This is a genomic window from Bradyrhizobium sp. Bra78 (genome assembly GCF_024519855.1).
In the GTDB taxonomy this organism is placed as follows: domain Bacteria; phylum Pseudomonadota; class Alphaproteobacteria; order Rhizobiales; family Xanthobacteraceae; genus Bradyrhizobium; species Bradyrhizobium japonicum_G.
Window position 1 is genome coordinate 810,310 of record NZ_JALJRE010000001.1, and the last position, 14,253, is coordinate 824,562.

Below are 14,253 nucleotides of genomic sequence, written 5' to 3' on the forward strand. Positions count from 1 at the left end.
TTCAGGCTCTACAGCACCCAAGACCCGGCGTTCGGACATGAGCACGATGGATATCGCCCCTGTGTCGTCGATAGGCCGCGACGAAACGGTGCCAATCGCGCTGCTGCTGGCCTTCGCCGGCGGCTATCTCGACGCCTATACCTGGATCGTCCACGGCGTGATGGCCAACGCGCAGACCGCCAATCTCGTTCTGCTTTGGGTCTATGGGTCGATCGGCGACTGGACGAAAGCGCTCCACTTCGTTCCACCGATCCTCGCGTTCGCGGCCGGTATCGTGATCGCGGCATGGCTGCGCCGCGCAACCGGCGAGCGCGCCAGGGTGATCAGCACGCTGGTCGAGATCGTGCTTTTGGTCGTCATCGCCGTCCTGCACAACCGCCTGCCGGATCTCGCCGGAACGCTCGGCATTTCATTCGTCGCCGCCATACAGAGCGCCGTCTTCACCCGGGTCGAGGGCGTTGTCTTCAGTTCGGTGATGATCACGGGCAATATGCGGCAGGCGATTGAAGGTGCGTTCGCTGCAGCGTCCGGCGATGGATCGCTGCGCCCTCCAGGTATTTTCGCTACCTTGTGCCTCACTTTTGGCCTCGGGGCCGCCCTCGGCGCCTTCGCGACCAAGCAAATCCCGAATCTGGCGCTCGGTTCGCCCGTGATCGCACTGCTGGGCGTGCTGTTGCTCTGCGAAGCCCCGCGCGACGAGGCCAGCCTATGACGACTTCCGAGCGGAGAGCGCGCTGGACTTTCCTGTTTCCGCCGGCGACATGGCTTGCGCACTACCGCAGCGCCTGGCTGCGCCCGGACGCCGTCGCCGGCATCACCCTCGCGGCCTACGCCATTCCCGTGTCGCTCGCCTATGCCGCGCTGGCGGGCCTGCCGCCCCAGATCGGAATCTACGGTTACATGCTTGGCGGCATCGGCTATGCGCTGCTCGGGTCGTCGCGTCAGCTTGCAGTTGGTCCGACCTCCGCGATCTCGTTGATGATTGCGGCCTCCGTCGGAGCGTTGGCGGGCGGAGACGCGACAAAATACGCCGAGATCGCCAGCCTGGCGGCATGCGCGGTGGCGCTGCTCTGTCTGATCTCCTGGCTGTTCAAGCTCAGCGTTCTCGTCCGCCTGGTGAGTGACAGCATCCTGGTCGGATTCAAGGCCGGCGCCGGACTCACCATCATGATGAGCCAGTTGCCGAGCCTGTTCGGCGTCGCTGGCGGCGGTCACAATTTCTTCGATCGCGCCATCAAGCTTGCCGGACAGCTCGGCGGCATAAATTGGCTGGTTCTCGCGATCGGAGCCATCGCGCTCTTGTTCCTGCTGGTGGGAGAACGGCGGCTGCCCGGGAGGCCAGTCGGGCTCACGATCATGGCGCTGTCGATCGTCGTTGCGACGTTGCTCGGGCTTCCGTCGCTTGGCGTGCCGGTCACCGGCAAGATTCCCGAGGGATTGCCGTCAATCGGCTTGCCCAGGTTCGGTCTGTTGGAGCCCGACGAGCTCTTCCCGCTGGCTGCGGGTTGCGTGCTGCTGGCCTACATAGAAGGCGTGTCCGCCGCCCGCAGCTTCGCTGCCAAGCATGGCTATGCGCTTGATGTCCGGCAGGAATTTTTGGGGCTCGGCGCGGCGAACCTCGTAGCGGCATTCGGCCACGGCTATCCCGTGGCCGGAGGGCTGTCACAATCTGCGGTCAACGACAACGCAGGGGCGCGCACGCCGCTGGCGCTGATGATCTGTTCGGCGACGCTTGCGCTATGCCTGCTGTTCTTCACGGGCCTGTTGACGAATCTGCCCAAGGCAGTGCTTGCGGCGATCGTCTTTGCCGCCGTCTACAGACTGGTGGACATACGCGCGCTGTTGCGGATGTGGCAAGTCAGCCGCATCGACTTTTTTGCCGCGGCCATTGCGCTGCTGGCAGTGTTGCTCCTCGGGATATTACAGGGGGTCCTGCTGGCGGCCATTGCATCGATCGTTCTGCTTTTGGCGCGGGCCTCACGCCCGAATGTCGCTTTCCTTGGTCGCCTGCAAGGGACCGGCCGTTACTCCGACAATGCGAGACATGAAGGCGTCGAGCCGCTGGTCGGAATCATCGCCTTTCGACCCGAAGCCTCGCTGCTCTATATCAATGCCGAAACGATCCTGGAAGCGGTGTTGGACACCTTGCTGAGGTCGGTCGATATCAGGCTGGTCGTCTGCGATCTCTCGGCCTCGCCCTATATCGATCTGGCCGGGGCGCGTATGTTGCACGATCTCTATGACGAACTCGCCTCCCGGAAGATCGCATTCGCGATCGTTGGCGCGCATGCACAGTTGCGCGATCTGTTGAGGGCTGAGGGTCTGGCGGAAAAGACCGACAGCGGAGCGTGGCTCCGCTCGCTCGACAGCGTGCTGGGAGAGGGCAAAGCCGGGCAATCGCCGGATCCCAAACCGGAGGATCCGGCGGACTTGTTGGCCGGCCGGCTCTGACCTGTCCCATTGATCGCTCGCCGTCCTTCGCGCGGCAGCCGCCCGGACGATATTGCATCGCGAAGTGTTCCAGGCCTGTTCAAGATGCGCGACCGTTGACTTGGATCAATGGACCGAGGTGAGCGGGCACCACGATGCGGCCGGGACTTTGCAAAAGATCCGGAGAGAGACATGTCCAAGGACGCCAAGCCAGCAGAAAAGCGCATCGATCAGTTCATTTCCGGGCCCGGCGGGCGAGCGGACGACTGGCGCGATCTGGTCGAGGCAGCCAAGGCATGGGCGCGCGGCGGCGACCGCGCGAAGTATGATGCGGCGCTGGCCGATCTTTCCGTCATAGAGGAGTTTCACGGCTATCCCGGGCTGCAATTGATGGCGGCGTTGCGGGAGGCGGCCTCGGCGGGCGATGCGGCGGGGTCACTGAGCCTTGCGACGCGCATCACGCAGGCCCTGATGACGAGATCCTTCCGCCAACATGCCGGCGACTGGAATGCCAGGGATGACGGCAACGGCGATGCGCCCGAGCTCGTGCCCTCGAGTTTCGGGTCGCATGAGGGCCATCGGCCCTATTTTGAAACGCTGATCGTCACCGGCCTCTCGTCCGACAAATGGCCGGCGCTCGCTGCCGAATGGCGCAAGCTGCGACGTCCGGTGGATTCCTTCGTCTATGAGCCGGTGATCGTCGGCAGTCTTGAAGACGCCTTTTGTGCGACGATGCTCAATCCCACCATCGCGGCCGTAATCATCAACGAAGGGTTTGGCCTGCGCTCGCGTCACAACGCACCGATCCTGCGTACCATGACCGCGACGGCGGGCATCAATGACGAGACCGACGCGTCCGCACTCCGGCTTGCACACATCATCAAGCGGGTACGTCCCGAGCTTGACCTCTATCTGATGTCGAATCGCGACGTCGAGAAGATGGCGGGAGATCCCGACGCCAACGTGGTTCGGCGGATATTCTACTCGATCGAAGAGCTCCTCGAACTCCATCTCTCCATCCTCGAGGGTATCCAGGATCGATTCGACACACCGTTCTTCGACAATCTCAAGAAATACGCACAACGCCCGATCGGGACGTTCCACGCGCTGCCGATCGCGCGCGGAAAATCCGTGTTCAAGTCGGACTGGATCCGCGACATGGGCGAATTCTACGGCTTGAACCTGTTCCTTGCCGAGAGCAGCGCCACCACCGGCGGTCTCGACAGCCTGCTAGAGCCGACCGGCAACATCAAGAAGGCGCAGGACAAGGCGGCGCGCGCGCTCGGTGCGGACCGCGTTTTCTTCGTGACCAACGGCACCTCGACCTCGAACAAGATGGCGGTGCAGGCGCTGCTTGGGCCGGGCGACATCGCGATCGTCGATCGCAACTGCCACAAGTCGCACCACTACGGGATGGTGCTGGCCGGCGCCCAGCCGATCTACGTCGAAGCGTTTCCGATGACGGAATACTCGATGTACGGCGCGGTGCCGCTGAAGACCATCAAGCAGGCCCTGCTGAATGCCAGGGCCGATGGCCGGCTGGACCGTGTCAAAATGCTTGACCTGACCAACTGCACCTTTGACGGCCACATCTACAACACCCGGCGGGTGATGGAGGAATGCCTCGCCATCAAGCCCGACCTGATCTTCCTCTGGGACGAAGCCTGGTTCGGGTTTGCGCGATTCTCGCCGTTCCTGCGGCGACGGACCGCGATGGGCGCCGCCAATGAGATCGAGGCCTGGATGCACGATCCGAAATCGGTCGCGGCTTACGAGAAGCAACAGGCCGAGCTCGGCAAGACCCCCTCGGACGAGGTGCTGCTCAAGACCAGGCTGATCCCGGATCCGCGTCAGATCCGCTTGCGCGTCTACCAGACCAACTCGACCCACAAGTCGATGTCGGCGATCCGGCAGGGCTCGATGCTGTCCGTCAAGGACGTCGAATTCCACACCGTCGAGCAGCAGTTCAAGGAGGCGGTCTTCACGCATGCATCGACCAGCCCGAACCAGCAGATCATCGCGAGCCTCGACGTATCGCGGCGCCAGATGGAACTCGAGGGCTATGGTCTGGTGTCCAATGCGATCGAAATCGCTTTCGCGATCCGCCAGGCGGTCAACAACAATCCGCTGATCTCCAAATACTTCCGGATTCTCGGCGCGGACGCGATGGTGCCGGCGCAATACCGCCAGAGCGGCTTTACCGACTATCTGGCCCCCGGCATGAACTGGGCGAACGCCTTGAAGAGCCTGGACGACGACGAGTTCTGCCTCGATCCGACCCGCATGACCCTGGTGTGCGGCACCGCCGGCTACGACGGCACGCAGTTCAAGGGAATCCTGGCCAACGAGTACGATATCCAGATCAACAAGACGTCACGCAACTCGGTGTTGTTCCAGTCCAACATCAACAACACGCGCAGCGACGTTGCGCATCTGGTGAGAGTGCTGGCCGAGATCGCGGGCGAGGTCGATCGCGGGCTGGTTCAGGGCGGCGTCAATGCGAAGAAGACCTTCGAGGCGCGGGTCAAGAGCCTGATGACGGACGTGCCGGACTTGCCGAACTTTTCGCATTTCCACCAGAGTTTCCGTGGCGATGCCGGCACCAAGACCAACGAAGGCGACATCCGCAGCGGTTTCTACTCGGCCTATGACGCGGCGGGGTGCGAATATATCCGGCTGGCCGATCCCGAGATCGACCGTCGTCTGAAGGCCGGTCCCGATCTCGTGTCTGCCAGTTTCGTGATCCCGTACCCGCCGGGCTTCCCGATCATGGTGCCGGGACAGGTCATCACCCAGGAAACCATTGACTTCATGCGCAAGCTCGATGTGAAGGAAATCCACGGCTACGACGCCAAGGAAGGGCTGAAGCTCGTACGTGCCGAAGCCCTGGCGAAGATTGGCCGGCCCAAGCCCGGTGCGACGCCGAAGCTGAAGGCCGCATCATAGATAGGGGACGACCATGCTAGGGTTTTTCACGTTCTTGCAGCAGAATCCGTTTCTGTTGCTGTTCTTCGTCGTCGGGCTCGCCGTCTGGATCGGCCGGGCCAGCATCAAGGGTTACGGCCTCGGCATGGTCGCTGGCGCCATCGTGGTCGGCGCCGGCCTGGCCGTCTGGGCTTCGAGCTACGGCGTGAAGCTCGAGCTGAATAACTTCGCCAAGAGCCTGTTCTACTACCTCTTCATGTACGGCGTCGGCTTGCGCGTCGGGCCGTCCTTCATCAACAGCCTGAGGGGGGACGGCATCAAATTCGTGCTCCTGGCGGTGGTGTCGAGTGTGCTCGGTCTGGCGCTCGTCGTCATTCTTTCAAAGCTCTTCGCGCTGCCGATCGGCGCCGCCGGCGGCATGCTGGCGGGGTCGCAGACCATGTCGGCCGCGATCGGTTCGGCCGAGCAGGCAATCACCTCGGGTGTCGTGAAGCTTCCCGAAGGGATGAAGCCTGAGGACGCGACCGGCATGATCGCGCTGTCCTACGGCATCACCTATATCTGGGGTACCGTCGGCATCATTTTGATCTGCAAGTACCTGCCGCGTTGGTGGGGTGTCGACGCCAAGGCGGCTGCCACGCAGTATGAGAAGGAGTTCGGCGTCAAGGATCTCGAGGGCGGCGGCCTGACCGGCTATCGGCAGTTCGGTCTGCGCGCCTACCGGCTCGACAATCCGGCCCAGGTCGGCATGAGCATCGCCAAATTCCGCACGATCAACCCGGAATACCGCATCGTCAACGTGGTGCGGGGCGGTCAACCGTTGGGAGCCGATCCCGAAATCGTGCTGCAAAAGGGAGACGTCGTCGCGCTCGGTGGCGCGACCGAGCATCTGACCGACAAGATGGGCCTGATCGGCCCCGAGGTTGCCGATGCCAAGGCGCTCGGTATTCCCATGGACCAGGCGGACATCCTCGTCACCAACAAGGAGATGGTCGGACGCACCTTCGAATCGTTCCGCGAGACAGCGTTGGCGGGCCAGTTGCAGGTCACCAAGGTCGAGCGTGGTGGTGTGCCGCTTGCCGCCGGTCTCAAGACCGAGTTGCAGCGGATGGATATCATCTCCGTTGTCGGTCTCAAATCGGCCGTCAACGAGCTCGGCGAGATGTGGGGGCGCATTGCGCGGACCAACACCTCGACCGATCTTCTCACGCTCGCCGCGGGCATGATCATCGGCTTCCTGATCGGCATGATCGAGTTTCCGGCCTTCGGTGCCAAGATCGGCCTCGGAAACGCCGGCGGTCTATTGCTATCGGGCGTGATCGTCTCGTCGCTGGTTTCGCGGCTGCGCTTCTTCGGCAACACGCCGAACGCGGCGCGCAACGTGCTGGAGGATCTCGGCCTCGTCGTCTTCGTCGCCATCGTCGGCGTCAATGCCGGCGCCGGATTGCTGGCGCAGCTCACGGGTGCGGTTGCCTTGAAGATATTCGTCGCCGGCTTTATCGCCTGCACGATCCCGCCTTTCGTCGTCTGGGCGATCGGCTACCACGTCTTCAAGATCAACCCCGCGGTGCTGATGGGCGGCGTTGCCGGCGCGCGGTCGCACTCCGGTCCGTGCCGCGAAGCGGCGGTGGAAATCCAGAGCTCCGTGCCCTGGATCGGATTCCCGGTCGGCTACGCCGTGTCGGGCATCCTGCTCACCGTGTTCGGCTACTTCGCAATGCTCCTTGCCCAATAGCTCGGCATCACAACCAAAGGGAAACGAAAGTCATGAGAAAAGTCGCCATCTGCGCCGTCCTGGCCACCGCGCTTGCAAGCATCGCCGGTTTCAGCACGCCATCGCGTGCCGAGACCGGCCAGGTTGCCGTGGTCTTCACCAAGGGCGGATTCATCGTCGGCGTCGGTGGCGGCGAGGGGGTTCTGCTTTATCGCGGCAAGAAATATCCCTTCACGGTCTCCGGCATGAGCGTCGGCTTCACGATCGGCGCCTCGACCACCAAGCTGGTCGGCCGCGCCCTCAATCTGAGGGGACCGGAGTCCATCGAAGGCTCCTACGCGGCGGGCGGCGCGGGCGGCGCCGTTGCCGCGGGCGCCGGAGCCGTTCAGTTGCAGAACGGCAACGGCGTGATCCTCCAGCTCAGCGGACCGAAGGTCGGCGCGGAAGTGTCGGCCGCCGTCGGCGGTGTGACGATACGGTTGAAGTAGACCAACGATCGGGCCGCGTCCAGGCGCGGCCTGATCGTCTCGTCAATATCGTTCGGTGACGAAGTTCATCCCGCGCAGGGTGGCCTGGTCGTTGTAGCGTCCCTTGTCGGAACGCTTGGGCAGCTTGACCTTGGTCTTCCTGATCCGCTTGTAGGGGATCGCCCTGAGCAGATGCGCGATGCAGTTCAGCCGCGCCCGCCGCTTGTCGTCGGAGCGGATGATGTACCATGGCGCATGCTTCGTGCTCGTCTTCTTGAGCATCAGGTCGCGTGCGCGTGAGTAATCGTACCAGCGCTTGAAGGATTCCAGATCCATCGGGCTGAGCTTCCACTGCCGCACCGGGTCGTCGATGCGAGCCGTGAAGCGGCGCTCCTGCTCCTCCATTCCGACCTCGAGCCAGACCTTGATCAGGATGATGCCGCCGTCGATGACGTACTTTTCCATCTGCGGACAGAGCGAGAGAAAGCGGTCGTGCTCGGCGGGCGAGCAGAAGCCCATGACGTATTCGACGCCGGCGCGGTTGTACCAGCTGCGGTCGAAGATCACGACCTCGCCGCCGGCTGGAAAATGCTTCATGTAGCGCTGAAAGAACAGCTGCGACTTCTCGCGGTCCGACGGCGCCGGCAGCGCAACCACGCGGAACACGCGCGGACTGACCTTTTCCGTGATCGCCTTGATCGTGCCACCTTTGCCGGCTGCGTCCCGCCCCTCGAACAGCACGATGACCCGAAGCTTGTTTTCCCTGACATAGTCCTGGAGATGGCAAAGTTCGACCTGGAGCTTTTCGAGCTCCTTCTCGTAATCCTTGCGCTTCATCCGTTCCGTCGCCCCGGCCTTTGCCATGCTTCGCGTTCCATTGCGTCAATGCGGCCAAACCGCGATCAGTCCCCCCAGGAAATGGTCACCCCGATGTCGCCGGGCACGCCGCCGGGAAAGTCGATGACCTGATAGCCGATCCGATAGCCGCGCGGCTTGAGGTATTCGGTCCAGAGCTCGAAGATCTCCTTTGGAATTCCCGTCAGCGTTTTCTCCCAGCCTGCCTCCATCTGGTTGATGGCGCGGCCCTTGTCGGTGCACAGCGTATTCGGGAAGCGATAGACTTGTACTTCGGTCAGGCCGTTGCGTACCGCGCGCTGGATGATGGTCGAGGCGAGCTTGATCTTCTCCTCCTCGGACTTGCCGGACGGTTTGCTCAGCCGTTCGATCAAGTCGCGTTTCTCGGCTTCGGCCGCCGCGGCGAGGCGAACATATTCCTCGGCCTTTCTGGCTTCCTCGAGCGCGGCTTCCTTGCGGATTTGCAGTGCGTTGGGAATGAGATCATCGATGCCGGGCATGATTGATGCGTTCCTGGCTTGCTGTTGGGGCAGAGTCAGGACTAGTCTAGGTTTCGCGCCGTCTCGACCTTTGATTCATATCAAGCAATTTCTCACCTGCGTGGCCACGGTGGCCGTGCGGTGCATAAGCCGCCCTGGTCCCTTCCGTGGAGAAGAGCATTGAGCGAGCAACTTCATCCGCTGGCCCCTCATCATTTGCCGTTCTATCTCGCGCCGGGAAGCGGGACCGACGTGCTGATGGTGGTGATGGGGATCTTCCTGGTCGGTACCGTGCTCTGGGTGGGCACGCTCTACTGGAAGCTGCACAGCCTACCCGAGCGGATGGCGCACAAATCGCAGAAGCTGCAGTTCGAGATCGTGGCGGTGCTGGGCATCATCTCGCTCTTTACGCACTTGCACATTTTCTGGGTGGCGGGTCTGCTGCTCGCGATGATCGACCTGCCCGATTTCGGCACGCCGCTACGCAGCATTGCCGGCTCCGTCGAGAGGATCGCTGACGCGGCGCCGGGCGAGGCGCGCGAGCCCGACCAGCCGAGCCCCGCGCCGATAGAGACGTCAGTCCCGAAGGAGAAGGAGCGCAGCCATGTTTGAGCTCATGTTCTGCTCCCTTCTGACCATCCTGCCGGACTATCTCTACCGCCGCTATGCCCAGGGCAAGCGCTTCGGCAAGGAGATCACGTTCTTTTCCATCTGGTACGAGCTGCGCTGGGGCATCACCGGCTGCCTGATGCTCACGGTGTCGCTGATCACCATGATCTTCTACTTTCATCCGGCGACCAACTCGGCGGCAATCTACTTCCGGACCGTGCCGATTCTTCCCGAGGGTTCGGGGCGCGTCGCCGAGGTCAAGGTCAGATACAGCCAGTCGGTGAAGCAAGGCGACGTCCTGTTCACGCTGGACAGTTCGAAACAGCAGGCCGCTCTGGAAACGGCCAGGAGCAAGGTTGCCGAAGTCGATGCTTCGCTGATTTCGGCGCGCGCCGACGTCGTCAAGGCCGAGGCTCAGCTGGAGGAGGCGAAATCCTCCTTTCAGCAGGCCAAGGACGAACTGGATGTGAAATCCGAGCTGCAGCGTCGCAATCCCGGCATCGTGCCGCAGCGTGACATCGAGAAGTTGCAAGTGGTGGTCAACGGACGGCAAGCCGGTATCGACGCCGCGAATGCCACACGGGAATCCGCGTCCTTGCGAGTCTCCACGCTGCTGCCCGCGGAGAGAGCCAGCGCCTCCGCCGCGATGGCGCAGGCACAGGTCGATCTCGACAAGACCTTCGTTCGCGCCGGCGTCGATGGGCGGGTCGAACAGTTCTTCGTTCGGCCCGGCGATCTTGTTGCACAGATCATGCGACCAGCCGGTGTTTTGATACCGACAGAATCCGGCAAGGGTGGGCTGCAGGCCGGGTTTGGACAGATTGAAGCGGGGGTGATGAAGGTAGGGATGGTCGCGGAAGCGACCTGCATCTCCAAGCCGTGGGTGATCATTCCGCTCATTGTCACCGATGTGCAGGATTACATCGCCGCCGGCCAGGTCCAGGCTGGCCAGGAATTGATTGAACTTCAGAATGCACGGAAGCCGGGTTCGATACTCGCCTTCCTGGAGCCGCTCTACAAAGGCGGCCTTGAAGGCGTCACTCCGGGGAGCAGCTGCATCGTCAACGCCTACACCAGCAATCACGAGGAGATCTCGGCGAAGGAGACCAGCACCGTCCGCGCCATTGCCTTGCATGTCGTCGACGGCGTCGGGCTGGTGCATGCGATGCTGCTGCGCATTCAGGCGCTGCTGCTGCCGATCAAGACGCTGGTGCTCAGCGGACACTGATCGGGTTCGACGCGCTACCAAATCGAGCGGGCAAATTGCTCCAGGCGGAGTGAGATTAGCCCGTCCGGCCTGCGAACGTCATCTGTTCTGCGAGAGCCGCATGGTCTCAGCGAGAATGCCGATATGGTTTCGTTTCGTCATCGTCGCCGGCTTGGTCGTGCTGGTTCTCGGGGCTGGCCTGTTCGGCTATCGCTGGTATTCCCGCCCGACGGTGCTGACTATCGCGGTCGGATCCCTGGACCGGGAGGCCACACGGCTGGTAGCGGCGCTGGCGAGCCGGCTCGCTGCGGTCAATGCTCCGGTGCGCCTCAAGCTGGTCGAGACGACCAGCGCTGTTGACGCGGCCGATTTGTTTGCGGCCGAGAAGGTCGATCTCGCCGTCGTGCGCGGCGACGTCGGCGATCTGTCGCAGGCCCAGGCCGTCGTGGTGCTCGCCCATGCCGTCGTTCTGCTGGCGACTCCGCCGGGATCGTCCATCACCGACATCGCCGGCTTGAAGCGCACCAGCGTCGGCGTGATCGGCGGCGAGATCAATCGCAAGATCGTCAACGTCCTGAGCGACGAATATGGCCTGGCCCGCGCCAACGTGACGTTCCGCAATCTCCAGCCGCCAGACGCGCGGCGCGCGCTGGACACCAAGGAGGTCCGGGCGATTCTGATCGTCGTTCCTCTCGCCGAAAAATACCTCGCTCTGTTGCGCGGCCTGTTTTTGCAGACGCCGAAGACCGCGCCGGTTCTGCTTCCCATCGATGCCGCCGGTGCCATCGCCGCGAAGCAGCGCGCATTTGAAAGCTTCGATGTCCCGAAGGGCACGTTGCGCGGTTCGCCTCCTGTCCCGAGCGAGGATATCACCACGCTGCGGGTCTCGTTCTATGTGGTCGCGCAAAAGCAGCTCAGCGCAAAGGTGGCCGGCGGCCTGGCTGACGCGCTGATGAAGGCGCGCAGGGACCTGCTCGGCGAATTGCCGGTCCTCTCGCAAATGACAGCGCCGAGCACGGATTCGGACGCCTTCCTCCCGGTCCATCCCGGCGCCGCCGCGTTCTACAACGGCACACAGCAGAGCTTTCTGGACGAATGGGGAAACGCGATCTTCCTCGCGCCGATGATCCTGGGCGGGCTTGTGTCGGTGCTGGCGGCCGCGTGGAAATTCCTTCGGGCGGGCGATCCTTCGAAGGATGAGCACGACCTGGATTCGCTTTATGCGCTGGGTGCGCGGATACGCACGACCGGCGCGGAAACCGAACTGTCCGAGATCGAGGCCGAGATTGACCGGGTTCTCCAGGCGCAGCGGACCAAGACGGCGGCGGGAGACGAGAACGCGCTCGATGTCACGACCCTGAACGTTGCCGCGCATCGCCTTCAGAGCCTGATCCACGACCGCCGGATTCTGCTGTCGGCGCTGCCGGACTCGAGCGCTTGAGCGGCGCGGCCGAAGGGCGATAGAGGCGCAGTGCGTTAGCGCAAGAGTTGTGCTGTAATAGCCGCCGTTTAGACTTTTGAGGCTGCCGGGGAATAGAATGAACGGGCGCATTCCCATCGGCGCGGTCAACATGGTCTGGCCCGGGGTAGCTGCGCGTGTCGTCGTCTGCCTGCTGGTTTGGGCCATGCTGCCGGCCGCCGCGAGCAGCGAGCCGCGTGGCCAGCCCAAGCGCGTCCTCATGCTCCACTCCTTCGGACGCGACTTCAGACCATGGAGCGAATATGCCCGCACCATCCGGGCCGACCTCCAGCAGCAATCGCCGTGGCCAATCGACCTGCAGGAGCACACGCTCCTGACGGCGCGGTTCAACGATCCGGGTCCGGAGGCACCGTTCGTCGCCTATCTCCGCTCGCTTTATCGCGACAACCCGCCCGACATCGTGATGAGCATTGGGGCGCCGGCGGCAAGGTTTGTCCAGAAACATCGTGACCAGCTATTCCGCGACACGCCCATGGTGCTGACGGCGGTCGAACAACGGCTGGTGAACCGCATCGAACTGACCGACAACGACGTTGTCGTCGCCGTTCACAACGACTTCCCGGCGTTCTTCGGCAGTATTCTTCAAGTCATGCCGGAGACCGAGACGATTGCCGTCGTCATCGGCTCTTCGCCGCTTGAGAAGTTCTGGCTCGAGGAGATCAAGAGGGAAGCGAAGCCGTTCGAAAACCGGGTCGCATTCGTCTGGTATGCAGACTTGGCATTTGAACAGATTCTTCATCGGGCGTCGGCGCTTCCGCCGCATACGGTGCTGTTCTGGCATCTGATGTCCGTCGATGGCGCCGGTATCGCACACGAAGGTGATCTCGCGCTGCGCAGCCTGCATGCGGTCGCCAACGCGCCGATTTTTTCCTACCAGGAGGCGTTCTTCGGTCACGACACCGTCGGCGGCCCGATGCATTCGATCGCGGGAGCGAGCCAGGCAACCGTCAACGTTGCGATCCGCCTTCTCGGCGGCGAGAAGCCCAACGCGATCAAGATCGAGCCGCTTCGGTTCGCGTCGCCGAGATACGATTGGCGCGAGTTGCAGCGCTGGGGCATCAGCGAGAGCAATCTGCCCGAGGGCAACGATATCCTGTTTCGCGAGGCAACCATTTGGGACAGATATCGCTGGCAGCTGGTGCTGCTTGCCAGCGTGATCCTGATCCAGGGGGCGTTGATCAGCGGATTGCTCCATGAGCACCGCCGCCGCCGCCTGGCCGAGGTCGAGGCGCGCCAGCGGATGGTGGAGCTCGCCCATGTCAACCGCTACGCGGCCGCCGGCGAGCTCACGACGTCGGTCGCGCACGAACTCAACCAGCCGCTGGGCGCCATCCTCACCAATGCGGAGACTGCGGAGCTCATGCTGAGGAGCACCTCGCCGAACCTCCGGGAAATCGCCGATATTCTCGCCGACATCAAGCGGGACGACCAGCGCGCCAGTGAAGTGATACGCCGGCTTCGCAGCGTGCTGAAGAAGACGCCATTCGAGATCAGGGACATCGACCTCAATCAGACGGTGCGCGAGGCGATGGGATTTGTGGGCGATCTGGCGCGTGGACAGGGTGTGGTGTTGAATTATGTTCCGCCCCCGACCGAGCTGCACGTCAAGGGGGACCCTGTTCAACTGCAACAGGTCATGCTCAATCTCATCATGAACGCAATCGACGCGGTGTCCGACGCGGACCCGAGGAAGCGCGAAATCAGCGTCACGGCGGTCCACGCCGGCAGCCATGCCGAGATCAAGGTCGCCGACAACGGGCAGGGCATTGCGCCCGGCGACCTGAATACGATCTTCGATCCGTTTTTCTCCACCAAGCCGCAAGGCATGGGCATGGGGCTGGCCATCGTCCGCACCATTGTCGAGGCGCATCAAGGGCGTATCGCCGCTGAAAATCAGCCATCGGGGGGCGCGCTCTTCACCGTTAGGCTTCCGATCGGTCGCGGCAGCGCGAAATCGGCTTGATACCGCCGTATCGCTCTGGCGTCGCAGCAGGTTTCCTCCCCGCGCCGGATGCGCGTTCCTTTGATCTTGATCAATGAAGGCTGTTGACCTTCCAGGATGCTCGCGCTGCGAGGCCCGAGGGAGG

At 63.0% G+C, this 14,253-nt stretch carries 11 protein-coding genes; 9 read left to right on the top strand and 2 right to left on the bottom strand.

The annotated features are described in order from the left end of the window. The first annotated feature begins 37 nt into the window (after positions 1–37). The 5 genes from OC450_RS03790 to OC450_RS03810 all read left to right on the top strand — a co-directional run bounded on the left by OC450_RS03790 (position 38) and on the right by OC450_RS03810 (position 7,557). A complete protein-coding gene (locus OC450_RS03790; protein ID WP_262047206.1) occupies positions 38–712 on the top strand; it encodes a YoaK family protein in 675 nt (224 codons plus the stop codon). Next, the gene (locus OC450_RS03795; RefSeq protein ID WP_262047207.1) at positions 709–2,451 is read left to right on the top strand and encodes a SulP family inorganic anion transporter; all 1,743 of its coding nucleotides are present in this window, start codon (positions 709–711) and stop codon (positions 2,449–2,451) included. The genes OC450_RS03790 and OC450_RS03795 overlap by 4 nt, the downstream gene beginning before the upstream one ends. Positions 2,452–2,622: 171 nt before the next feature. Further along, the gene (locus OC450_RS03800) at positions 2,623–5,376 is read left to right on the top strand and encodes a decarboxylase (RefSeq protein WP_211384757.1); all 2,754 of its coding nucleotides are present in this window, start codon (positions 2,623–2,625) and stop codon (positions 5,374–5,376) included. Positions 5,377–5,389: 13 nt separating this feature from the next. Beyond that, complete coding sequence (locus tag OC450_RS03805) at positions 5,390–7,090, top strand: aspartate:alanine exchanger family transporter (protein WP_211384758.1); 1,701 nt, start codon at positions 5,390–5,392, stop codon at positions 7,088–7,090. 32 nt (positions 7,091–7,122) lie between these two features. Continuing rightward, on the top strand, positions 7,123–7,557 hold the full coding sequence (locus OC450_RS03810; RefSeq protein WP_211384759.1) for a hypothetical protein: 435 nt from the start codon (positions 7,123–7,125) through the stop codon (positions 7,555–7,557). A 42-nt stretch (positions 7,558–7,599) separates the two neighbouring features. On the opposite strand, the gene ppk2 is transcribed toward OC450_RS03810, so the two are convergent. Both ppk2 and OC450_RS03820 read right to left on the bottom strand, forming a co-directional pair. After that, positions 7,600–8,400, bottom strand: a complete 801-nt coding sequence (gene ppk2 / locus OC450_RS03815; protein ID WP_256806163.1) for a polyphosphate kinase 2 — start codon at positions 8,398–8,400, stop codon at positions 7,600–7,602. A gap of 38 nt (positions 8,401–8,438) precedes the next feature. Beyond that, positions 8,439–8,891 carry a hypothetical protein gene (locus OC450_RS03820; RefSeq protein WP_211384761.1) on the bottom strand — a complete coding sequence of 151 codons (453 nt, stop codon included), beginning with the start codon at positions 8,889–8,891 and terminating at the stop codon, positions 8,439–8,441. Between the two features lie 159 nt (positions 8,892–9,050). On the opposite strand from OC450_RS03820, the gene OC450_RS03825 reads away from it, so the two are divergent. The 4 genes from OC450_RS03825 (at position 9,051) to OC450_RS03840 (ending at position 14,129) form a co-directional block, all read left to right on the top strand. Then, positions 9,051–9,482, top strand: coding sequence for a hypothetical protein (locus OC450_RS03825; protein WP_249129146.1), 432 nt, complete (start codon positions 9,051–9,053; stop codon positions 9,480–9,482). Next, positions 9,475–10,707 (top strand): HlyD family secretion protein, encoded by a 1,233-nt coding sequence (locus OC450_RS03830; protein WP_211384762.1) that lies wholly within the window; start codon positions 9,475–9,477, stop codon positions 10,705–10,707. Before OC450_RS03825 ends, OC450_RS03830 begins: the two co-directional genes overlap by 8 nt. 100 nt (positions 10,708–10,807) lie before the next feature. Then, complete coding sequence (locus OC450_RS03835) at positions 10,808–12,127, top strand: TAXI family TRAP transporter solute-binding subunit (protein ID WP_262047235.1); 1,320 nt, start codon at positions 10,808–10,810, stop codon at positions 12,125–12,127. Positions 12,128–12,224: 97 nt separating this feature from the next. After that, positions 12,225–14,129 (top strand): sensor histidine kinase, encoded by a 1,905-nt coding sequence (locus OC450_RS03840; RefSeq protein ID WP_262047208.1) that lies wholly within the window; start codon positions 12,225–12,227, stop codon positions 14,127–14,129. Positions 14,130–14,253 lie beyond the last annotated feature (124 nt).